We start from the raw sequence: 20,387 nt of genomic DNA, 5'->3' as shown, positions 1-20,387 counted from the left end.
CCTGCGGATTTTTTATGGGCCAGCGAAACGCAGGGGGTTAATCAGCAATGGCCCGATCAAGCGAGAGCCTGCCCGCCCCTTCAATCAACACCGCTAGGGTGCCGCCGAGCAAGGCCAAGGCAAACTCATAACCGTTGTTGGCCATAAACAGCCCGTTATGAATGTGCACCGAGAAGATCGCCACCAGCAGGGTAAACGACAACCCCAGGGCCGCAGGACGCGCCAGCAAACCGATAATCAAGGCCAGGCCGCCAAAGAACTCTGTACCGCCAGACAGCAACGCCATCAAGGTACCCGGGGCCAGACCGATGCTTTCCATCCATTGCGCGGTGCCCGCAAGGCCACCCCCACCGAACCAGCCAAAGAGCTTTTGCGAACCGTGGGCCGCAAACACGATGCCGATAAAAATCCGCAGTACAGTCAAGCCAAAGCCGGCGCGGGTTCCGAGAACAGTCTGGATCAGTTTGCTCATGGTGCGTTCCTTCAAATCAGGTGGGGAATGGACGCCATACTAATCAGTTTTTATCATGTTAAAAGTCGAATAAACCCAGCATTAGAATCGAATTATTCGATTATTTCCGTGAGACTACCCGGCGTGCTGTCGGCTCTAATGAGTCTCGCTCACGGTCGAAGGCCAGATAGTATTTGTTCACACTATTAACATAGCTGACGGCATTCATACCTACCTGCTCCATGGCAATACGTTCCACCTGAAAGAACCACTGGTTGGGATTCAAACCACGACGCTTGGCTTCCGCCCGCATGGCCTGCACCCGCTCAGGCCCCATGTTGTAAGCCGCCAGCACAAAAGCCATGCGCTCACGCTCGTTGAGTTTGGGGCTGGAGAAAAACTTGCGACGGATCATCGACAGGTACTTGGCACCAGCCTGGACGTTGTTATCGACATTCCTGATGTCATTGACGCCAACCCGTTGCGCAGCCGAGGGAGTAATTTGCAGCAGGCCTGTGGCTCCACCCGAGCCTCGGGCACCAGGGTCCAGGGCAGATTCCTTGAACGCCAGCGCGGCAAGGTTCAGCCAATCCATACCCTGTTGCCGTGCATGCTTCTGCAGGACGGGCCGCAGTTTTTCCAGCTTCTGCCGGTCTGCCTTGGCCAATGGGTAATGCACACGGTACAAGCCTCGATACACTCGCTGGAAGGCCACGTCCTGATTGGACGGCGCCTTGTAACTGGCCAAAAACTTATCAATGCTGGCGTGCAACATCGCCGCATCACGGCGCACAAACCAGCGCATCGCGGCCGGTTCGCTGATCAGCACCTGATGATCAAAACGCAACTTGGGCATCAGCGTGGCCCAACGCTCGGCAATCGGTTTTTCCACGATTGTCAGATGGAAGATCCCGGCCTGGACCATTTCCAGTACGTCTTCCACCGCCAGGCTCGGATCAACCCATTCCACCTTGACCGGGGGCAATTTGCGCAGCGCGAGCTTCTGGTTGATCAGGTTGATCGACTCACCGGCAGCACTGCCGGTGGTCAAGGCCACCGTGCGCCCGGATAACTGCTCGAAGCGGGTGAAACGGCGCTCGCCCTTGACGCCCACTAACAGCAACGGCACCCGGTCGACCACCGGATCACTCGGGCTGACGGCATGGCTGGGCTTGACGTCCAGCAACTCACCCGGCGCCATCAAATCGCCTTCTCCGCGCATCAACGCGCCGAGCAGCTGGTCCTTGGCCTTGGGAATGATCTTGAGCGTGATTTCATGCCCATCACGGGCGCTGGCATTGAGGTATTGCTCGAACGCACGCAGGCGGTGGTATTCCTCGCCAATGTCCTGGCCCTGCACTTCACCTGAGCTGTTGCGACTTTGATTCACCAGCACGCGCAGCACCTGGCTGCTGCGAATCTGCGCCAGATCGCGGACCTGGCTCGGCTGCCCAACCTGCAAAGGCCCAGCCAGCCGCGCCATGGCCGGGAGTGGCAACAGCAACAGGCACAGCGCGATCAATAACGTAGGTCTCGTCATCCGTTCTCCGGAAAGAATACAGTCCCGCGCCGCGTCGGATTACCCGACAATCGGTCACCCCATTGGGGAGATTTCAGCGCTGGAAACAGAGCGCAATACAGCCAATGCACCCTTAAATGAAAAAGGCATTGCGTTGTTGCGGCATTCAAAGACAACCATAACTGTCTGTAGTTCTTGGTTTTTCTTATAAATCTACAGCTCTGATATGCTTCGCGGCCTGTGGCCTGAGGTAGAACCATGCAACTCATCGATATCGGCGTCAACCTGACTAACCCCTCTTTCGACGGTAAGCATCAAGCCGTGCTGGACCGCGCCTACGCGGCTGGCGTCGCGCAATTGGTCCTCACCGGCACCAGCGTTGAAGGCAGTGAACAGGCCTTGCAACTGTGCTGCGAACGGGATGAAGAAGGCCAACGGCTGTTCGCCACGGCCGGTATCCACCCGCACTCGGCCAGCGACTGGAATGGCGACAGCGCCCAGCGTTTGCGGGCCTTGCTCAAAGAGCCCAACGTGCGCGCTGTGGGCGAATGCGGGCTGGACTTCAACCGTGACTTCTCGCCGCGCGTGCAACAAGAGAAAGTGCTCGAAGAGCACCTGGCGATGGCTGTCGAGTTGCAGTTGCCGGTCTTCCTGCACGAGCGCGACGCCAATCAGCGCCTGCTGGAAATCCTGCGTCAGTACCGCGACCACCTGCCAGCGGCAGTGGTGCACTGTTTTACCGGCGAGCAACGGGCCTTGTTCAGCTACCTCGACCTGGACCTGCACATCGGCATTACGGGCTGGATTTGTGACGAGCGCCGCGGCACCCACCTGCATCCACTGGTGCGAGACATCCCACGGGGACGCTTGATGCTGGAAAGCGATGCCCCTTACTTGCTTCCGCGCACCTTGCGCCCCAAGCCAAAGAATGGCCGAAACGAACCGGCCTACCTGCCTGAAGTGCTGCGCGAAGTGGCCCTGCACCGTGCCGAGTCTGAACACGACCTGGCTGAACACACCACGGCCTGCGCCCGGGCGTTCTTCGGGTTGCCGGTGCTAGACGCATAACCCTCAAACGGTAGGAGCGCGCTTGCCTCGCGATCTTTTTGATCTTGATCAAAAACCAGTTCCGGGTAGCGCGCGATAGCTTGACTCATATCAACGTTGTCTTCATAAAGTAGCGGCACAATGATGGCACCTTGCCAATATTGTTTTCGCCACATCAGAGAAGACCTTCCATGGGTGCCTGGCTTAGTAACATCTCGCTTAAATACAAATTCTGGGCTGTGAATGCGGTGGCGTTTGTCACCACGTTGTTGCTGGTGCTGTATGCCGTCCAGCTTGAACAGCAGGCCCGCAGCCAAGCCGCGCACGCCAATGCCAAAGCCCAGGCGCACCTGCTCAGCGTGTGGCCGGCCAATCAGGCGCTGCCCGAAACCCAAGATTTGTTGCCACTGGCGCCCAACCGCGTGCCGTCAATCAACGGGCAACCGCTGCCGCAATTGAGCGATGCCACCGGCTGGGTCTCGCTCAATCACATGCCCCTGTTTGGGCACAACCCGTTGTCCGGGGCTGAGGTCGTGACCCGCGCCAATGAGCAAAAGGTGGCTGTGCTGGCCTACGCGCCCAGCCTGGCGCAAGTGTTCGTAGAGCGTTTGCCCAACTATGCCGCGGCGGTTTTGGTACTCATGCTGGCCATGCTCTGCGCATCTCAGCTGTTGATCCGCTTTTTGCTCAGCCAACTCAACACTCTCAAAGACGTGATGCTGCATGTCGAGAAAACCGGCGATCTGTCAGCTCGCGTGCCGTTGGCGTGCGCCGACGAAGTCGGGCAGATGGCCAGCGCTTTCAATGCCATGCAGGCGGGCTACCAACGAGTGGTCAACACCGTAGCCGACACCGCCGCGCAACTGGACGCCGGTGCCGCACGCCTGGCCAGCAGCATGAACGAGGTGCAGCACGGCATGTTCGGCCAGCAAAGCGAGACCGATCAGGCTGCCACCGCGATCAATGAAATGACCGCCACGGTCCACCACATCGCCCAACACGCGGGGGCCACCCGTGATCTGTCGCAAACAGCCGACGATCTGGCGGGCAGTGGACAGCAAGTGGTCAGTCGGGTGCAAACCTCCATCGCCAACCTGTCGGACGGGGTGCAGAAAACTGCCGAAATGATTCAGCAACTGGCGCAAGACAGCCAGCAGATCAATGGTGTTGTCAGTGTGATTCACAGCATCGCCGAACAAACCAACCTGCTGGCCCTGAATGCGGCCATTGAAGCCGCCCGTGCTGGCGAAATGGGCCGTGGTTTTGCCGTGGTCGCCGACGAAGTGCGGCACTTGGCCAAGCGCGTGCAAACGTCCACCGACGAAATCACCAGCATGGTCTCAGCCTTGCAGGCCGGTACCCGCGACGCCGTGGACTTTATGCAAGAAAGCTCATACAAGGCCGATGATTGCGTACAGCAGGCCCAGGAAGCAGGCGCGGCCCTGGCCGAGATCACCCATGCGGTGGCACAAATGCGGGAGAGCAACACGCAGATAGCCGTCGCCGCCGAACAACAAAGCCAGGTGGCCGAAGAAATGAACCGGGCCGTGGTCAGCATTCGCGATGTGACTGAAAACACCGTGCAACAAACAGTCGACTCGGCCACCACCAGCAATCAGTTGGCGACACTGGCAGGCGAACTGAATCGGGCCATTGGTCAGTTGAAACTATGAAGCCAATAGCCAGACTTGATTCGCCGAGCGCCTGACTCGTCCCTATTCTTGGCTCATCCGGTTCAGAAAGACTGAACCCTTGAACCAAGGAGAGTAATCATGGGCAAACGTCATCCTGATTTTCCTGCCTGGCAATGGCGCTCAACCCCCAAGGCCCCGCACAGCATTCACCATCAGGCGCTGAGCCTGCTGGCCGTACCGATGATGGCGCTGGCGTTTCTGCTACTGACAACAGGCGTGTTCAGCAACAACGCCTCAAGCGCGGTGATTGGCCTGGTTGCCCTGTTTGCCGGCCTGGCCATCCAGCACCGTGGCCGTCAAATCGACGCCAAGGTGCTGAATGCCTCAGTCAGCAAGGCGTTTTGATTAGCCAAAAATGGCTACGGTCTGGCGACTGATTGCGATCAACTCACCGTTGGGCGCCCACAGATTGGCCGCCACATGACCGTAGCCATCACGTGCATGCTCAATCACAGCCAGGTATTTGCACCAATCGAGGGTGTTGGCCTTGGGCAGCGGCTGCACAAACTCCACCGTCCAGGTCAGTGTGCTACCCGCCGTCGGCTTGTTGAGCAGCGGCAACAAGGCCGGAGGCCAGGTGTCGATCAACGCCAGCAGGTGAGTTTCTGTGAGCGGTTGCTCTTCAATCTCGCCGTCAAAACGGACCCACCCGCCCATCTCTCGCGTGCCACGCCCGGTAAACGGGATGGCGCCCACGGCAAAGCCCATGGACAAATGCCGCATGAATTCTGGCGTCACGCCTTTGATATAGGGCAGTAGCTGGCAGTCTTGTGGCGCTTTCATGTCCGGGGCGGGCAAGCTGTCGACCTTCACCGCAGACTCGCGTGCGCCACCAAAGCTGCCTTGCACCAGCGTCACGACCTGACCGTTTTGTACCGCCCGGCCCAGCACTTGGCTCACCGCTTTGCCTTCGCGCAACACCTCGACTTCAAAACTTACCGGTACACCCGGCTCGGCCGGGCCGACAAACGTCACCGCCAATGAGCGCAATGCCCGTTCGCTGGCCACTTGAGCGCGCATGGCTTCGTACTGCAACGCCACCATCAGCCCACCAAAACTGGCCCGCCCTTGACCCCAATCTTCAGTGATCGTCACGTCCAGAGGATTTTTACGTACGGCGTCGACCAATTCAGAAAACTGCATAAACACCTCAACACTCAACAATAGGCCGAGATACTAATGGCCCACCCGCCTCGGCACAGCGCCTATATGCGCCAAAACAAGCAGTGAAACGCACAAATACGCAGCCCCGAGGCACAGCGCGGCACTGTGTGGTCGGGGCGGCAGTTCCTGCGAGGTGTGCAAAGCCTTCAGCGCAACTTGGCCAGCACCCGGTCGGCACGCTTCTCGCCTCGGACCAGGGTCTTGCGCCATTGCTCTACGCACGGCTGCAAGTCGGGATGTTGTTCGGCCTGAGCCAACCATTGCCAGGCGTCATGCCATTCACCCAGAGCTTTTTGCGCCTCCTTGAGACGCTTCATCACCGCCTTGGGGACGCGGTCCAGCTGCGGGTAGGCTTCGGCGCCATAGCGCACACGCTTGATCAACAACCTGACCTTGTGCCGGTCGTGCGCCGGATCCTTCAACGCTTTGCGCAGTGCCTGCCATTGCTTGGCCAGAATGTCCTCGACACGCGGGCGTAACCCGCGCAGCAGGCCTTCGCGCTCGCTGGCGCGCAAGAAGCGAGGAAAAGCCTCCAGAATCATCAGCAATTGCGACAGCTCAGTGCTGGCCGCGACCTGCGGGTAACTGCCCGCCAACTGGCTCAGCCGACGCTTGGCCAGTGTCGGGTGCCCGTGTTGCTCCAGGTGCGCTGCCAACACTTCAAGGTCACGCAGCGGGGTGGTCAAAACACCGACCTGGGAGGCCGACATTTCGAGCTGGACCACGCCCGGCAAACCGCGCAGCGGACGCAGCAGGCTGCGCAGACGACGAACTATCGTGCGCAGGTCATGCAATGCCTCAGGATCGGTTTCGGCCTGCAAGCGGGCCTGACAGGCCAGCAACCTGACCTCCAGGCGCAAGCAATTGGCCACAATCCGGTTAACTAAATCAGACATCCTTTCTCTCCCCCGTCACAGTGGCGCCTTAACGCCCGGCGCGGGACTCTTGAATATAGAAACGCGCTTTCTCGGCCTTGGCCGTGCAGCCTTCAAACGCCTCGAACTGTTGCTGAGTTTTCGCTGCCGTCAGCAAGGACAATGCCTTGGAGTAACTGACCGTGCCGGCAAAACCTTCTGCCTTGGCCAGATCCAGTTCGTGCCAGGCCGCATCCAGTTGCGTACCGCACGTATCACGATAGACCTTCTTGCCTGCGCAACCGACCAGAGCTACAGCCATTAATGGCACACAGATCCAAGCTTTCATGGGGCAAATCCTCACTTTGATGTTCAATGCATGCTAAGACGGGCAACTGATCTAAAAGTGCCCCGCGCGACTGATCATTGAGCAAGACTAGCTGGCAGAATCGGTTTGGGTTGTCGCGACACGATACAAAAAGGCATTGTGAACACTTGTCTTGCATGGGACCGGCTCATGAAAAAACGTATTGCACTGGTGCTGGGCTCCGGAGGCGCACGGGGTTACGCCCATATCGGAGTCATTGAAGAACTCGAAAGCCGTGGCTACGAGATTGCCTGCATCGCCGGTTGCTCGATGGGCGCGGTGATCGGCGGGATTTACGCCGCTGGCAAGCTCGATCAGTATCGCGACTGGATTCAAAGCCTGGACTACCTGGATGTACTGCGCCTGGTGGATGTGAGCTTTCGGCTCGGGGCCATACGCGGCGAAAAAGTCTTCGGGCAAATTCGCAACATTGTCGGCGAGATCAACATTGAAGAGCTGCGCATCCCCTACACCGCCGTCGCCACCGACCTGACCCATCAGCAGGAAATCTGGTTTCAAGAAGGCTGCCTACACCAGGCCATGCGCGCCTCTGCCGCCATTCCCAGCCTGTTCACCCCAGTGATGCAAGGCCAGCGCATGCTGGTCGACGGAGGCCTGTTAAACCCGCTGCCCATCGTTCCGGTGGTGTCCAGCCATTGCGACCTGATCATTGCCGTCAACCTGAACTCCAACACGCAAACCCAATATCAGCTCCCGGTGATACAGCGTCCGGCGGCGTTCAAAGGGCGCTTTAACAGCCTGATGAGTTCGCTGGGCTCGCACATTCCCTTTCGCACGCGGCAGGCCGAGCGCCTGCTCGACCTCGAGCAGGAGCTGCTCAACCCGGCAGGCGAGCCAGCACCGGACGACCCGCTAGAACCCTGGCTCGAATCGGCGGCCCCGACTCCCCGCCCGGCTGTCTCCGCCCACCAGGATGCAGCCCCCAAGTCGGCAACAGGCTCGGTGATCATCGACAACGTCGGCCCGGCTTCCCTGCTGGATTTGATCAACCAGAGTTTCGAGGTGATGCAGACCTCTTTGGCGCAATACAAAATCGCCGGTTACCCACCGGACATTCTGATCAACGTGCCGAAGCGGGTGTGCCGTTTCTTCGAGTTTTACAAGGCCGCCGAACTGATCGCACTGGGCCGGGAGATTGCCAAAGACACCCTGGACCGCTATGAAGCGGACCAACGTTCGCAGTAACGACTCAGTTTATTAACCGATACCCCACGCCCGCCTCTGTCGCAATAAAGCGCGGGGCTGTGGGGTCATCGGCCAGTTTTTGCCGCAAATGCCCGACCACAATGCGCAGGTAGTGGCTGTTTTCGACATGGGTCGGGCCCCAGATATCCTTGAGCAATTGCTGCTGAGTAATCACCCGCCCCGGATGCCGCGCCAGTTGTGCCAGCACTGCGAACTCCTTGCGAGTCAGGGCCACTTGCACGCCGTCCAGCACCACCCGGCGAAACGCCAGGTCGATGGTTAGAGGGCCCAACTGCACCGCCGCGTGCTGGGCTTCCCCGCCGGGCGCCTGTCGCAGCAAGGCACGGATGCGCGCCAAAAATTCTTGAATACCAAAGGGCTTGGTTACGTAGTCATTGGCACCGCCATCCAGCGCCTGGACCTTTTGCGCCTCGCTGGCGCGTACCGACAGCACCAGCACCGGTGCACCCGACCACTCGCGAAACTCGCGCAACACCTGTTGGCCGTCCATGTCCGGCAAGCCCAGGTCGAGCACCATCACGTCCGGTTTGTTCAAGGCGGCCAGGCTCAGCCCGTCAGCGCCGGTGGCCGCCTCAAGGACGGTGTAGCCCTGTGAAACCAGACTGATGCGCAAAAACTTGCGAATCTGAGGCTCGTCATCAATGACCAAAATCGTCGCAGGCTGGCTCATGGCAGTTCATCGCAGCAAAAGTATGGCCAAAGAGTATCAGTCTTCACGCTCCGCCTCTTCCTGATCCATTGCCGGTTGATCGCGCAATGGCAGATACAAGGTGATGCAGGTGCCCTGCCCTTCGATGCCTTCACCCACAGTGATGCGCCCGCCATGGGCGCCGACCATACCCAGGCAGATCGCCAGGCCGAGCCCGGTGCCCTGTCCGCCGCGATCGCCACGGGCGGCGGTGTAGAACATGTCGAAGATCTTGGCGCGTTCTTCTTCGGGTATCCCAGGCCCTTGATCGCTCACCGCAAACCACAACTCACCTTCATGCGCCCCGGCGCTCAGGCGCAGTTGCCCATGGACCGGTGAAAAACGTGCGGCGTTTTCCAGCACATTGACCAACGCCTGCTCGATCAGCGCTGCGTGCACATGCAACAACGGCAACTGCGGCGGCACATCGACTTGCACCTGCAACGGCGCCAGCACAGCACGCAGCCGATTGAGGGCGCTGCCCACGATATCGGCGGGTGACACCCAGTCACGGGCCAGTTTCAAGGCACCGTGGCCCAGGCGGGTCATGTCCAGCAGGTTCTGGATGTAGCGATCCAGACGCTCGGCTTCATCGCGGGTGCCTTCAAGCAGTTCACGCCGATCCTCCAACGGGATCGCTTCCCCAAGCGCCAGCAACGTGTCGATGCTGCCGCGCATGGTGGTCAACGGGGTGCGCAAGTCATGGGACACCGACGCCAGCAAGGCGCTGCGCAGTTGTTCGGTCTCACCGTGCAGCCGCGCGGCCTCAAGGTCTTGTGCCAACCTGGCACGGGCCAGCGCCTGTGCCAGCGGCTGACTCAACGCCATCAACAGGCGCCGACGTTGACCACTGAGGGTTTGCCCGTCTCTGGGGCTTACGCCGAGCAAAGCCAATGGCCCTTCTTCGGCGGTGATCGGCCACCACCACCAATTGCCCATGGGCAACGTGCCTGTGCCTTTACCTGCCGGTTGAAGGTGCGCCCAGGCCCAGTCGGCGGCGGCGCGCTCTGCCTCGTTGAAATGCACAGGGTCGCCGGTTTCGATGGTCCAGTCACCGTTGTCATCGCGTTTGAGCAGGCACATGTTGAGTTCTTTCCAGCCGCTCAAATGCTGGGCCGCGGCATTGATGACCGCCTGACGGTCAGTGGCAGCGGTGAGCTTGCGCGACAAGTCGAGCAACTGCGTGGTTTCTTCCTGGGTGTCGCGCAAGGCTTGCAGTTGCCGACGTTGGCGCGCGGCCAGGTTGCCGGTGAGGGCCGCCATCAGCAGAAAAAACAACAGCGTGAGCACGTCTTCTTCGCGCTGGATGCTGAACGAGAAATTCGGCGGAATGAACAGAAAGTCATAGGCCAGAAATGACATCGCCGCACAGGCCAACGCCGGCCCGAGGCTGCTGCGCACCGCCACCAGCAACACCGCCGCCAGAAACACCAGCGAGATGTTGGGCAACGCCAGTACGCTGGAAACGCCCCAGGCCAAGGCGCTGGCCAGCACCGTGGCCACCAGCGCCAGGCCATAGTCAAACCACACCAGCGTGTGCTTGCCATGGGTCACCACCGGCGCGGGCGATTGCTCGTGATCGAGCACGTTGATTTCCAGGCCATGGGCATCGCGCAGTAAGCGCGCAGCCAGCCCGCCACCCAACACGCGGCGACGCCAGGTCAGGCGCGACTGGCCCACCAGCAATAGGCTGGCCCGGCGTTCGCTGGCGTGTTGAATCAAGGTCTTGGCCACCTCGCCAGCGCGCAGCAACACCACCTCGCCCCCCAGCCGCTCAGCCAATTGCTGGGCGCTTTGCAGACGCAGGCGTGATTGTTCATCGCGCACCGTGCCGTTATCCACATGCACCAGGCTCCAGGGCAGATGCCGCCGCTCGGCGACCCGGCTGGCGTGGCGTACCAGGCGTTCGGCATGCACATCGCCATCGACCCCCACCAGCAGCCGCCCGCGCAGCGCCGGAGCCGATTGCCCTTGCTGGCGGTAGCCTTTGTCCAGTTCGTCATCGACATACACGGCGGCGGTCTGCATCGCCAATTCGCGCAGGGCGTTGAGGTTGGTCTGTGAAAAAAACGCATCAATCGCCGCCCGCGCCTGTTCGGGCACATAGACCTTGCCTTCGCGTAGCCGCTCCAGCAGTTCGCGCGGCGGCAGGTCAATCAGCAGCAGGTCATACGCTTCCTGGACGATCCAGTCGGGCACGGTTTCGCGCACCTGCACTCCGGTGATGCCGCGTATCTGATCGTTAAGGCTTTCAAGGTGCTGGACGTTGACCGTGGTGTACACGTCAATGCCCGCCGCCAGCAATTCCTGCACGTCTTGCCAGCGTTTGGCGTGACGACTGCCGGGGGCATTGGTGTGGGCCAGTTCATCGACCAGTGCAAGCTTGGGCTTGGCGGCGAGCAGGCCGTCGAGGTCCATCTCTTCAAGCTGCACCCCGCGATACTCCGAGCGCAGCATGGCCAGTTGCGGCAAACCGTTGAGTAACACCTCGGTCTCAGCGCGACCATGGGTTTCAACCACCCCGGCCAGCAGTGTGACCCCTTGGCGCAATTGAGTGTGAGCGGCTTGCAGCATCGCGTATGTCTTGCCAACCCCGGGCGCTGCGCCCAAAAACACTTTGAGCCGCCCACGGCCAGCGCGTGGCAAGTCAGCTAACAGCGCATCGGCGCGACCGGAATGGCTCATGGATTTGTCCTGGTGAATACCTACAGACCTTATAGGAGCGAGCTGGCTTCTCGATCTTTTAAAGATCAAAAGATCGCGAGGCAAGCTCGCTCCTACGCGGGAGATTTATTGCAACTGCGCCAGCGCTTGGTTCAACAACAGAACGTTAACCACCGGCGGCCCTACCAACGGTTGTTCGATATGTTTTTCAACCAACTGTTCAACCGTTTGTACCGGCAAGTGCCGCGCCGCTGCAACCCGTACCAGTTGATAGCGTATGGCTTCGGGTGGCAAGTGCGGGTCCAGGCCGCTGCCCGAGGTGGTCAGCATGGCCATCGGCACCGGGCCTTGATCCGGCACGGCAAGCTGTGCGGCACTGTCCTTGACCCGCGTGGCCAGGGCCGGGTTGCTCGGCGCCAGGTTACTGGCCGAACTGGACACCGTGGCAAACGCGCCCGCCGAGGGCCGCGGGTGGAACCAGTCGTCGCCAGTAAAGTCCTGAGCGATCAAAGCCGAGCCTTTCACCTGCCCTGCGCTGTCGCGCACCAGGCTGCCGTTGGCTTGCTGAGGGAACACCGCCTGGGCGATCCCGGTGACGGCCAGTGGGTACGCCACGCCGGTAATGAGGGTCATCAACACCATCAGGCTCAGGGCCGGACGCAATACATTAGCCATGATCAAATCCTCTGAAATCGCTTAAACCAGGTGCAGCGCAGTGAGCAGCATGTCGATCAGCTTGATGCCAATAAACGGCACCACCAGCCCACCCACGCCATAGATCAGCAAGTTGCGACGCAGCAGATGCGCAGCGCTCGCCGCCTGTACCCGCACCCCGCGCAGAGCCAGCGGGATCAGCACCACAATGATCAGGGCGTTAAACACGATAGCCGAGAGAATCGCGCTCTGCGGGCTGGCCAGGTGCATGATGTTGAGCACGCCCAATTGCGGGTAGATCGAGGCAAACAGTGCGGGCAGGATGGCAAAGTACTTGGCCACGTCGTTGGCGATCGAAAAGGTGGTCAGCGCACCCCGGGTCACCAACAGTTCTTTACCGATTTGCACCACGTCCAGCAGCTTGGTCGGATCGCTGTCGAGGTCAACCATGTTGGCCGCTTCACGCGCCGCCTGGGTGCCGTCGTTCATCGCCATGCCTACGTCGGCCTGCGCCAGCGCCGGGGCGTCGTTGGCGCCGTCACCGCACATCGCAACCAGGCGGCCATCGTTTTGTTCGTGACGAATGCGCGCCAGTTTTTTCTCGGGCGTGGCCTCGGCCAGTACGTCATCCACCCCGGCTTCGGCGGCAATGGCGGCGGCGGTCAACGGGTTGTCACCGGTGACCATCACGGTACGAATGCCCAGCTTGCGCAGTTCGGCAAAACGCTCACGAATACCCGGCTTGACCACGTCCTTGAGGTGGATCGCGCCAAGCAACCGACCCTGGGCACAAACCAGCAACGGGGTGCCGCCACTTTGTGCAATTTTGTCGATTTCACGGGACAACGCAGGCAGCACCTCGTGACGTTTCATACCGACAAACGCCAGTACAGAATCCACCGCACCCTTGCGGTACACCCGGCCGTTGTAGTCGATACCCGACAAGCGTGTTTCAGCGGTAAACGGCACGGCGGTGATTTGCGACGCCTCAGGCTCAGTGAACGCGTGCAAGCCGCGAATGAATTCGACGATGGACTTGCCTTCAGCCGTGTCGTCTGCCAACGATGCACGCAGCGCGCCTTCAGCCAGTTCTTTGGCGGTCACGCCGGGTGATGCATACAGGGCCGCGCAACGACGGTTACCAAAGGTGATGGTGCCAGTCTTGTCGAGCATCAACACGTGCACGTCACCCGCTGCTTCGACCGCACGGCCCGATTTGGCGATCACGTTAAGACGCACCAGACGATCCATGCCGGCAATACCAATGGCGGACAGCAAACCGCCAATGGTGGTCGGGATCAGCGTGACTAACAGCGCCACAAGAAACACCAGCGGCAGGCTGCCCCCGGCAAAGTAGGCAAACGGTTGCAGGGTCACGACCACGATCAAAAAGATCAACGTCAGGCCGATCAGCAGAATATCCAGAGCAATTTCGTTCGGGGTTTTCTGCCGTTTAGCGCCTTCAACCAGAGCAATCATGCGGTCCAGGGTCGACTCGCCGGGGTTAGTGCTGATGCGCACCAGCAGCCAGTCCGACACCAGTCGGGTATTACCGGTGACTGCCGAGCGATCACCGCCCGACTCACGAATCACCGGGGCCGATTCGCCGGTGATCGCCGCTTCGTTGACCGCGGCAATGCCTTCGATCACTTCGCCGTCACTGGGGATCATCTCTCCGGCTTCGACACGCACCACGTCGCCTTTGCGCAGACGGGTTGCCGGCACGATTTCAAAGCTGCCAGCCGTGGTCCGGCGGCGAGCGCTCAAGCCTTCGCTACCGGCCTTGAGGCTGTCGGCGCGGGCTTTACCGCGACCTTCGGCCAGGGCTTCAGCAAAGTTGGCGAACAACACCGTGAACCACAGCCAGAGGGCGATTTGCACTGCCACGCCGGTCGGCACCAACGCTTCGGGCATGAAGCACAATATCGAGGTGAAAATGGCGGTCAGTTCCACCACCAGCATCACCGGCGAGCGTTTGAGCTGGCGCGGGTCGAGCTTGACGAAGGCTTGCAGCAACGCCGGGCGCCACAGGTCGGCAAACGCGGTTTTGGGGGACTCGGGCGCCTTGTTGTCAGGTGTCGGGGTCAGTTTTGATACAGGAGCAGGCATAGTCATGATCGTCTCCTCACAAGCCCATAGTCAGTTGTTCGGCGATTGGGCCCAATGCCAGCGTCGGCAAGAAGGTCAGGCCGCCTACCAGCAGGATGGTCACGGTCAGCAGTGCTACGAACAACGGGCCGTGGGTCGGGAAAGTGTTCTGGCCAACCGGTGCGGTTTTCTTCATCGCCAGGCTGCCCGCCAGGGCCAGCACCGGAAGGATGTAACCGAAGCGTCCGAGCAACATGCCCAGGCTTAGCATCAGGTTGTAAAACGGCGTGTTGCCACTGAGCCCGCCAAACGCCGAGCCGTTGTTGGCACTGGCCGAGGTAAAGGCGTACAAAATCTGGCTGAACCCATGCGGGCCGGGGTTGCTCAAGGCTGCCACGGCGCTAGGCAATACGGCAGCAATGGCGCCCAGCACCAGTACGCCGACTGGCATCACCAGCAGGGTCACTACCAACAGTTGCACTTCTTTGGCTTGTAGCTTTTTGCCCAGGTATTCAGGTGTACGGCCAATCATCAGGCCCGCCAGGAACACCGCAATCAGCACGTTGAGCAACATCCCGTAAAGCCCGGCGCCGACACCGCCGAAGATCACTTCGCCGACCATCATGTTGACCAGCGCCACCATCCCGCTCATGGGGTTGAGGCTGTCATGCATGGCGTTCACCGAGCCGTTGGACGCCGCCGTGGTTGCTTCAGTCCAGAGCACGGTGCCAGTGGTGCCGAAACGCACTTCCTTGCCTTCTTGAGGCGCGGTGTGCTCAACCAGCGGGCTATTGAGCGTCGGATTGGGCTGATATTCGGTGTACAGCGCCGTGCCGCCACCGATCAGGAACAACGCCAGCATACAGGCCATGATGGCCCGGCTTTGACGCAGATCCTTGACGTAGTGGCCGAAAGTAAACACCAGCGCCACCGGGATCAGAATGATCGACACCAGCTCGAACAGGTTGGTCCAGGCGGTCGGGTTCTCGAACGGGTGCGCCGAGTTGGCACCGAAGAAACCACCGCCATTGGTACCCAATTGCTTGATCGCAATCTGGCTGGCAGCCGGGCCCAGCGGGATCACCTGATCGACACCTTGCATCGTCACAGCGTTGACATAGTGCGCAAAGGTTTGCGGCACCCCCTGCCACACCAGGAACACCGCCAGCACCAGGCACAACGGCAACAAGCCATACAGCGTGGCGCGGGTCATGTCCGCCCAGAAGTTACCCAGGGTTTTAGTTGAACGCCGGCTGATACCGCGACACAACGCAACCAGTACCGCAAGGCCGGTGGCCGCACTGACAAAGTTCTGCACGGTCAGGCCGACCATTTGGCTGAGGTAGCTGAGCGAAGCTTCGCCGCTGTAACTCTGCCAGTTGGTGTTGGTGACAAAACTCACCGCCGTGTTGAACGCCAGCGTCCACTCTTGCCCCGGCAAGTGTTGCGGGTTGAGCGGCAGATACTGCTGGAACAGCAAGATCGCGAACAGAATCACAAAGCCTGCGAGGTTGAAAGCCAGCAGCGCCAGTGTGTATTTGACCCAGCTTTGTTCACTGGCAGGGTCGACCCCGGCAATGCGATAGCAGACGTTTTCGACCGGGCCCAATACGGGTGTCATCCAGGTCCGCTGACCTTCCATCACCTTGTAATAAAAGCGCCCCAGCCACGGTGCTGGCAGTAACACCAGAACAAAGAAGGCCAGAATCAGCGCATAGTCATAACTGTGCATATCCGCTCCTAGTTCTGATCTGCGCGCAACAGCGCAACCAACAGATAAACGAACAGCCCCACTGCCAGCAGCAGGGACACCCCATCCAGAACGCCCATGACAACTCTCCCAAAGCGGCACGTGCCGCGTGTAGGAAGAGTGTGTTCAATGTGTGCGTAAAGGATCGAGATCGAGAGGAGTACGGGGGCGTAAAGAAGGTGTAAAGAATGAAGGATCGCAAGCAATTATCTCTACGTAGGATACCTTGGCGTAATGAACATCCCTTTTCAAAACGCCCAGTAATTTTTAGCCAGAAGGATACATCGCCTGCTTTTAAACCACCTTATATAGCCCTTAACTACTTGCAACATGCACACTTCAAATACTCATACCCGAATGCTATCCGCTGCCTTTCGAAGCGAACGGCCTGTTATGTGTAGTTGATGATCAAAGCCCCCCGCGATTAAAGCTCCACCTAAATTCATGACAGTGCCCACAACACGTTGAGCCCCCGTCGTTTCTGAGAACCAACGCCCGGCTGAACGTGAATGTGCACCGGCGTTAGAGAGATTCCCATCAACTACTGAGTGCGCATCGCCCAGATAAGCTTGGGCGTGAGGCACACTCAGACTTTGATCTGCGTGTGAAATAAGGTTCTCATTGGTTTCGTATAGCCGCTTGACATAGGGTTGATTTTTGGGGACTTTGTCGAGCCCATTACTCAGGAGATTCCTGCTATATGCAATTGACTCAGGGGCAGATTTACTGCTTGTCAATGACTTTTTGACAAGGTTGAGAGCTTGTTTCCATGGGCCGATATTGTCACTAGACACACTTGAGGCCGTCACTCCAATAACACTCAACAGTTTTGCAGGAAAACGAATATGCCCCGTTGGATCCCGCCAATTGACCGGGTCACCCGAACAATACGCGTAGGCATTAATACCGCCCTCCGAAAAGGGGCTCAGCGAATCCGGGCTGTTAAACCGCATCAATACTGGGTTATAAGCTCGATGACCATTACCCAACAAATAATGGCCGATCAAGGCTTCAGGCAATTCGCCGTTAAACCCCACCAGCGCCCCCCCACTGTCGAGAGACCGTGAATAACCATAAGGGCTATAGACAGCGTTATTAACCGGATGCAGTGGCTTGACAAGGCTTATGGTAGAACCGGACAAGTCGGTTGCCAGTAAGCCGGTCCCTGTAGAGTCAAGCTGTGCAAGCGCTTGATGATTATTACGCAACAGCGAAGTGGACACGTTGCCCTGAATGGCCGTTACCAACTGATCTCTCTGATAGAAACGCAACCCAACAGGCTCACCCGAACGCGCGCAAACTGTGCAGCGATCAAGGGGATCGTAGTTAAAGCTGATGATTGAAACCGTCATGATTTGACACTCCAGTGATTGAAGCTGAAGCGTAAAACATGTTATGGCATGGGGACACCTGACAGTATGACTAGGTTGTATGCTCAAACATGTAAATCAATATCAATTCGATGCGCACATTAGCGCAGCAATGGGCTGTCCAGCACACTGGAATTCCCACCTAGCACACTTTCGCTGAGCTGAATGAACGACGCCGTATTGACCTTGTCCATGCGCATCAGCGCCCGGCTCACGTCATCCAGCGAGCGCTTGTTGTGTGTTTGCAGGCGTATTTCGCGATCCAGTGCCTGCAACACAGTCACCGCACGGGCCTGCATCGCCTGGTTAGCGGTCGCTGCGCGCAAATGTGTGACGCCTTTACCAACCGCATTGAGCCGATGCTGCAGGGTCTGGTACCGCTCATCGCTCATGCCCCCCGCACGGCGCAGCAGTTCAATGGCGTAGTACTCACTGAGACCGTCTACGATCCACTCATGGCCTGGCTCAGCATTAATGCCGGCAAACACCTGCACCACTTCCCGCAACAATGGGCTGTTGCCACTTTCGCTGACCAGTGGCAAGCCGCTGTAGAGATAAATCGAGTTGTGATCTGCCGTGCTGCCTTTCCACATCGGGCTGGCCGCCCCCACGATCAACATTTTAGGAGGGTTACGCGGGAACACGGCTTGCACTTGTGGCCACACAAACGTCAGCAAGGTGATGACATCCATGCGGTGCATACCCTGCCCTTTTGGCGCCGACACAGTCACCTCGGTTTCACCCAGGGTGGTGCGTCGGGTGCCTAGCGTGCCAGCGAGCATCCAGCCCGTAGGCCGGTCAAATACGCGTGATGCATCGTCGATACGAAAGCGGTTTTTACCGATACGCGGCCATGCGGTTTCAATACTTTTCCAGCCCTTGGGCAACTCAAACTCCAGCCGCGAAACCAGCTCGGTGCCGTCTTGTTGATCAAGGCTCGCAGGCGGGACCAACTGCTCACCGCGAAACAAGGCCCACGTCGGGGTCATAAGGGTGTCGTAGCTGCCATTTTTGAGTGAGTGATTCAACCGCACGCGGTAAGTGAGGCTGGCCTTTCCCGGCCCCGGATGCCACAGACCACGGCTGTGCTCGGGGTCCGGGGTCAATTGCCACTGTCCGTCCGCCTTGAAATCGCTGTAACTGTCGGGCACCCCCAGGTCGAAGTCCAGGCTGCGCACCGCCGAACCTTCGGCCAGAGTCACGCGCACCTGCGCCTCATCGCTCTGCGGCAACAGTTGCACGTGGTAATCCAGATCGACTTTTTTAGCGGCCCACAGCGGCCCGCTGGCTATCACTAGCAGTAGGCACAAAGCCCCTTTTAAATGCCGCGGCATAAACACTCCTTTGCACCGCTCCGGCACTTAACCGGCGCGAAAAATCAGATGATCTTCCCAGTCGTCTTCTGGCACGCTGCCCTCGGCCAGCATGCGCCCGGATTGCGAGATGCGCTCATGGTGCACAGCGTCCGGGTCACCGCAGACCAAATGGTGCCAGAGCGGCAGATCCTTGCGCTCGCTGACCAGTCGGTAACCGCAAGTGGCGGGCAACCACTTGAATGCTTCAGCCTTGCCCGGCGACAACTGAATACAATCCGGCACGCTGTCACGGCGGTTGGCATAGTCAGTGCATTGGCAGGTCTTAAGGTCGAGCAATTTGCAGGCGATACGGGTGTAGTAGACGCTGTTGTCTTCATCATCCTCAAGTTTTTGCAGGCAGCACAGGCCACAGCCGTCGCACAACGACTCCCACTCCTCTTGATCGAGTTGATCGAGGGTTTTGCGGATCCAGAAGGGTTTAACGATTGCGGCCATGGCTCAAACATCAACATCAGGGAGTGGAAAAGGCCGCCAGTCTAGTGCCCAAGCTGCCGCGGGCCAAGCGCTTGTGACTGACGGCGTAACAAGACTTGTCAGCTTGCAGACATGACAGTAGTTTTGCTGCTGGTCAAAAACACTCAGGACATTCGAATGCCAACCTCCAATCGCGTTGCTGAACACCCGATTCACGAGCAATTCACCCAGCGCTGGTCGCCGCGCGCCTTCACCGACGCGACCATCGACAAGCCCACCCTGCTGAGCTTTTTCGAAGCGGCCCGCTGGGCGCCGTCGGCTTACAACGCTCAGCCTTGGCGCTTCCTGTTCGCCCTGCGCGGTACACCGGATTTTGATCGCTACCTCAGCCTGCTGATTGAATTCAACCAGGGTTGGGCCAAGCACGCAGCGGCACTGGTGGTGATTGTGTCGAAAACCACCTTCGCCGCACCGGGCAGTACAGAAGAAAAACCCGCACCCACCCACGCTTTTGACACGGGCGCTGCTTGGGGCCAGTTGGCCTTGCAAGCGCACCTGAGCGGGTGGCATACCCACGGCATGAGCGGCCTGGATTTCGAGCGCGCCCGCACCGAACTGAAAATCCCAGAGGGTTATGCGGTTCAGGCCATGGTTGCCATTGGCAAACTGGGCGATAAGGCGAGCCTGGTGGACTACCTGCAAGCCAAGGAAGTACCAAGCCAGCGCGAGCCTTTGAGCAAGCTGGTGGCTGAGGGGGATTTCAGCCTGTAAAGGGGGCAATAGGCTGCGATCTGGCGCGAAGCGCTTTTATTGGGTCGGTGTACCTATCCATTGGAGGCGCAACGCCGATCTACGGGTTTCGCTCCGGCCTCCTGAAGGGGCGGACAGATCAAAAACCAAAGCAACAGCCAGATCAAAAGATCGCAGCCTACGGCAGCTCGGCTAGCAGGTTGTCCGGCAGTTGATCTGGCTGTTGCCGTTGCTGTTGCTGTTGATCTGGTTTGTGATCTTGATGTTGAAGGCCCCATTAAACCCTGCTGGCCGAGCGCAGGTTTTGTGT

The 20,387-nt window shown here is 59.2% G+C and carries 19 protein-coding genes; 5 read left to right on the top strand and 14 right to left on the bottom strand.

Going from position 1 to position 20,387, the window contains the following annotated elements; all coding sequences use genetic code 11:
* Positions 1-37: 37 nt before the first annotated feature.
* Together NTD86_RS22850 and NTD86_RS22845 are read right to left on the bottom strand one after the other, a co-directional pair.
* On the bottom strand, positions 38-472 hold the full coding sequence (locus NTD86_RS22850; RefSeq protein ID WP_262205658.1) for a DoxX family protein: 435 nt from the start codon (positions 470-472) through the stop codon (positions 38-40).
* A 100-nt stretch (positions 473-572) separates the two neighbouring features.
* Positions 573-1,991 carry a transglycosylase SLT domain-containing protein gene (locus NTD86_RS22845; RefSeq protein ID WP_262205657.1) on the bottom strand — a complete coding sequence of 473 codons (1,419 nt, stop codon included), beginning with the start codon at positions 1,989-1,991 and terminating at the stop codon, positions 573-575.
* 237 nt (positions 1,992-2,228) lie between these two features.
* Here NTD86_RS22845 and NTD86_RS22840 point away from each other — a divergent pair, with 237 nt between their 5' ends.
* From NTD86_RS22840 to NTD86_RS22830, 3 genes are all read left to right on the top strand, one after another.
* Entirely contained in the window at positions 2,229-3,038 is an 810-nt protein-coding gene (locus NTD86_RS22840; protein WP_262205656.1) for a TatD family hydrolase, read from the top strand.
* Between the two features lie 170 nt (positions 3,039-3,208).
* Positions 3,209-4,690, top strand: coding sequence for a methyl-accepting chemotaxis protein (locus NTD86_RS22835; RefSeq protein ID WP_262205655.1), 1,482 nt, complete (start codon positions 3,209-3,211; stop codon positions 4,688-4,690).
* A gap of 99 nt (positions 4,691-4,789) precedes the next feature.
* Positions 4,790-5,056, top strand: coding sequence for a terminase (locus NTD86_RS22830; protein ID WP_262205654.1), 267 nt, complete (start codon positions 4,790-4,792; stop codon positions 5,054-5,056).
* On the opposite strand, the gene NTD86_RS22825 is transcribed toward NTD86_RS22830, so the two are convergent.
* The 3 genes from NTD86_RS22825 to NTD86_RS22815 form a co-directional block, all read right to left on the bottom strand.
* On the bottom strand, positions 5,057-5,854 hold the full coding sequence (locus NTD86_RS22825) for an acyl-CoA thioesterase (protein ID WP_262205653.1): 798 nt from the start codon (positions 5,852-5,854) through the stop codon (positions 5,057-5,059). It abuts the gene before it with no gap.
* A gap of 167 nt (positions 5,855-6,021) precedes the next feature.
* Entirely contained in the window at positions 6,022-6,771 is a 750-nt protein-coding gene (locus NTD86_RS22820; RefSeq protein ID WP_262205652.1) for a CHAD domain-containing protein, read from the bottom strand.
* A 28-nt stretch (positions 6,772-6,799) separates the two neighbouring features.
* On the bottom strand, positions 6,800-7,078 hold the full coding sequence (locus NTD86_RS22815; RefSeq protein ID WP_262205651.1) for a hypothetical protein: 279 nt from the start codon (positions 7,076-7,078) through the stop codon (positions 6,800-6,802).
* A gap of 168 nt (positions 7,079-7,246) precedes the next feature.
* Between NTD86_RS22815 and NTD86_RS22810 the strand changes: the two genes are divergently transcribed.
* A complete protein-coding gene (locus tag NTD86_RS22810; RefSeq protein WP_262205650.1) occupies positions 7,247-8,302 on the top strand; it encodes a patatin-like phospholipase family protein in 1,056 nt (351 codons plus the stop codon).
* Between the two features lie 4 nt (positions 8,303-8,306).
* Here the strand turns inward: NTD86_RS22810 and NTD86_RS22805 are convergent, their stop codons facing one another.
* From NTD86_RS22805 to NTD86_RS22765, 9 genes are all read right to left on the bottom strand, one after another.
* Positions 8,307-8,993 carry a response regulator gene (locus NTD86_RS22805; protein ID WP_262205649.1) on the bottom strand — a complete coding sequence of 229 codons (687 nt, stop codon included), beginning with the start codon at positions 8,991-8,993 and terminating at the stop codon, positions 8,307-8,309.
* Between the two features lie 36 nt (positions 8,994-9,029).
* Positions 9,030-11,696 carry a sensor histidine kinase gene (locus NTD86_RS22800; RefSeq protein WP_262205648.1) on the bottom strand — a complete coding sequence of 889 codons (2,667 nt, stop codon included), beginning with the start codon at positions 11,694-11,696 and terminating at the stop codon, positions 9,030-9,032.
* 105 nt (positions 11,697-11,801) lie between these two features.
* Positions 11,802-12,350 (bottom strand): potassium-transporting ATPase subunit KdpC, encoded by a 549-nt coding sequence (gene kdpC / locus NTD86_RS22795; RefSeq protein ID WP_262205647.1) that lies wholly within the window; start codon positions 12,348-12,350, stop codon positions 11,802-11,804.
* Positions 12,351-12,371: 21 nt separating this feature from the next.
* Positions 12,372-14,444 (bottom strand): potassium-transporting ATPase subunit KdpB, encoded by a 2,073-nt coding sequence (kdpB, locus tag NTD86_RS22790; protein ID WP_262205646.1) that lies wholly within the window; start codon positions 14,442-14,444, stop codon positions 12,372-12,374.
* A 10-nt stretch (positions 14,445-14,454) separates the two neighbouring features.
* On the bottom strand, positions 14,455-16,149 hold the full coding sequence (gene kdpA / locus NTD86_RS22785) for a potassium-transporting ATPase subunit KdpA (RefSeq protein WP_262205645.1): 1,695 nt from the start codon (positions 16,147-16,149) through the stop codon (positions 14,455-14,457).
* 8 nt (positions 16,150-16,157) lie between these two features.
* Positions 16,158-16,247: a K(+)-transporting ATPase subunit F gene (gene kdpF / locus NTD86_RS22780; RefSeq protein ID WP_048368646.1), complete on the bottom strand. Its 90-nt coding sequence runs from the start codon at positions 16,245-16,247 to the stop codon at positions 16,158-16,160.
* A 267-nt stretch (positions 16,248-16,514) separates the two neighbouring features.
* Positions 16,515-17,519 (bottom strand): RHS repeat-associated core domain-containing protein, encoded by a 1,005-nt coding sequence (locus NTD86_RS22775; protein WP_262205644.1) that lies wholly within the window; start codon positions 17,517-17,519, stop codon positions 16,515-16,517.
* A gap of 119 nt (positions 17,520-17,638) precedes the next feature.
* Positions 17,639-18,871, bottom strand: coding sequence for a hypothetical protein (locus tag NTD86_RS22770; protein WP_262205643.1), 1,233 nt, complete (start codon positions 18,869-18,871; stop codon positions 17,639-17,641).
* 27 nt (positions 18,872-18,898) lie between these two features.
* The gene (locus NTD86_RS22765; protein ID WP_262205641.1) at positions 18,899-19,348 is read right to left on the bottom strand and encodes a YcgN family cysteine cluster protein; all 450 of its coding nucleotides are present in this window, start codon (positions 19,346-19,348) and stop codon (positions 18,899-18,901) included.
* Between the two features lie 156 nt (positions 19,349-19,504).
* Here NTD86_RS22765 and NTD86_RS22760 point away from each other — a divergent pair, with 156 nt between their 5' ends.
* Positions 19,505-20,098 (top strand): nitroreductase family protein, encoded by a 594-nt coding sequence (locus tag NTD86_RS22760; protein WP_262205639.1) that lies wholly within the window; start codon positions 19,505-19,507, stop codon positions 20,096-20,098.
* Positions 20,099-20,387 lie beyond the last annotated feature (289 nt).

The organism is Pseudomonas sp. 7P_10.2_Bac1 (assembly GCF_025465935.1).
GTDB lineage: Bacteria > Pseudomonadota > Gammaproteobacteria > Pseudomonadales > Pseudomonadaceae > Aquipseudomonas.
The sequence above is the reverse complement of the archived record's forward strand: the minus strand, read 5'-3'. Positions and strand labels throughout refer to the sequence as shown.

Coding starts and splice junctions, on each gene's coding strand:
- NTD86_RS22770 (WP_262205643.1), bottom strand. CDS start 18,871: ATGCCGCGGCATTTAAAAGGGGCTTTGTGCCTACTGCTAGTGATAGCC.
- NTD86_RS22805 (WP_262205649.1), bottom strand. CDS start 8,993: ATGAGCCAGCCTGCGACGATTTTGGTCATTGATGACGAGCCTCAGATT.
- NTD86_RS22815 (WP_262205651.1), bottom strand. CDS start 7,078: ATGAAAGCTTGGATCTGTGTGCCATTAATGGCTGTAGCTCTGGTCGGT.
- NTD86_RS22765 (WP_262205641.1), bottom strand. CDS start 19,348: ATGGCCGCAATCGTTAAACCCTTCTGGATCCGCAAAACCCTCGATCAA.
- NTD86_RS22760 (WP_262205639.1), top strand. CDS start 19,505: ATGCCAACCTCCAATCGCGTTGCTGAACACCCGATTCACGAGCAATTC.
- kdpF (WP_048368646.1), bottom strand. CDS start 16,247: ATGGGCGTTCTGGATGGGGTGTCCCTGCTGCTGGCAGTGGGGCTGTTC.
- kdpB (WP_262205646.1), bottom strand. CDS start 14,444: ATGACTATGCCTGCTCCTGTATCAAAACTGACCCCGACACCTGACAAC.
- NTD86_RS22835 (WP_262205655.1), top strand. CDS start 3,209: ATGGGTGCCTGGCTTAGTAACATCTCGCTTAAATACAAATTCTGGGCT.
- NTD86_RS22820 (WP_262205652.1), bottom strand. CDS start 6,771: ATGTCTGATTTAGTTAACCGGATTGTGGCCAATTGCTTGCGCCTGGAG.
- kdpC (WP_262205647.1), bottom strand. CDS start 12,350: ATGGCTAATGTATTGCGTCCGGCCCTGAGCCTGATGGTGTTGATGACC.
- NTD86_RS22850 (WP_262205658.1), bottom strand. CDS start 472: ATGAGCAAACTGATCCAGACTGTTCTCGGAACCCGCGCCGGCTTTGGC.
- kdpA (WP_262205645.1), bottom strand. CDS start 16,149: ATGCACAGTTATGACTATGCGCTGATTCTGGCCTTCTTTGTTCTGGTG.
- NTD86_RS22800 (WP_262205648.1), bottom strand. CDS start 11,696: ATGAGCCATTCCGGTCGCGCCGATGCGCTGTTAGCTGACTTGCCACGC.
- NTD86_RS22840 (WP_262205656.1), top strand. CDS start 2,229: ATGCAACTCATCGATATCGGCGTCAACCTGACTAACCCCTCTTTCGAC.
- NTD86_RS22830 (WP_262205654.1), top strand. CDS start 4,790: ATGGGCAAACGTCATCCTGATTTTCCTGCCTGGCAATGGCGCTCAACC.
- NTD86_RS22810 (WP_262205650.1), top strand. CDS start 7,247: ATGAAAAAACGTATTGCACTGGTGCTGGGCTCCGGAGGCGCACGGGGT.
- NTD86_RS22845 (WP_262205657.1), bottom strand. CDS start 1,991: ATGACGAGACCTACGTTATTGATCGCGCTGTGCCTGTTGCTGTTGCCA.
- NTD86_RS22825 (WP_262205653.1), bottom strand. CDS start 5,854: ATGCAGTTTTCTGAATTGGTCGACGCCGTACGTAAAAATCCTCTGGAC.
- NTD86_RS22775 (WP_262205644.1), bottom strand. CDS start 17,519: ATGACGGTTTCAATCATCAGCTTTAACTACGATCCCCTTGATCGCTGC.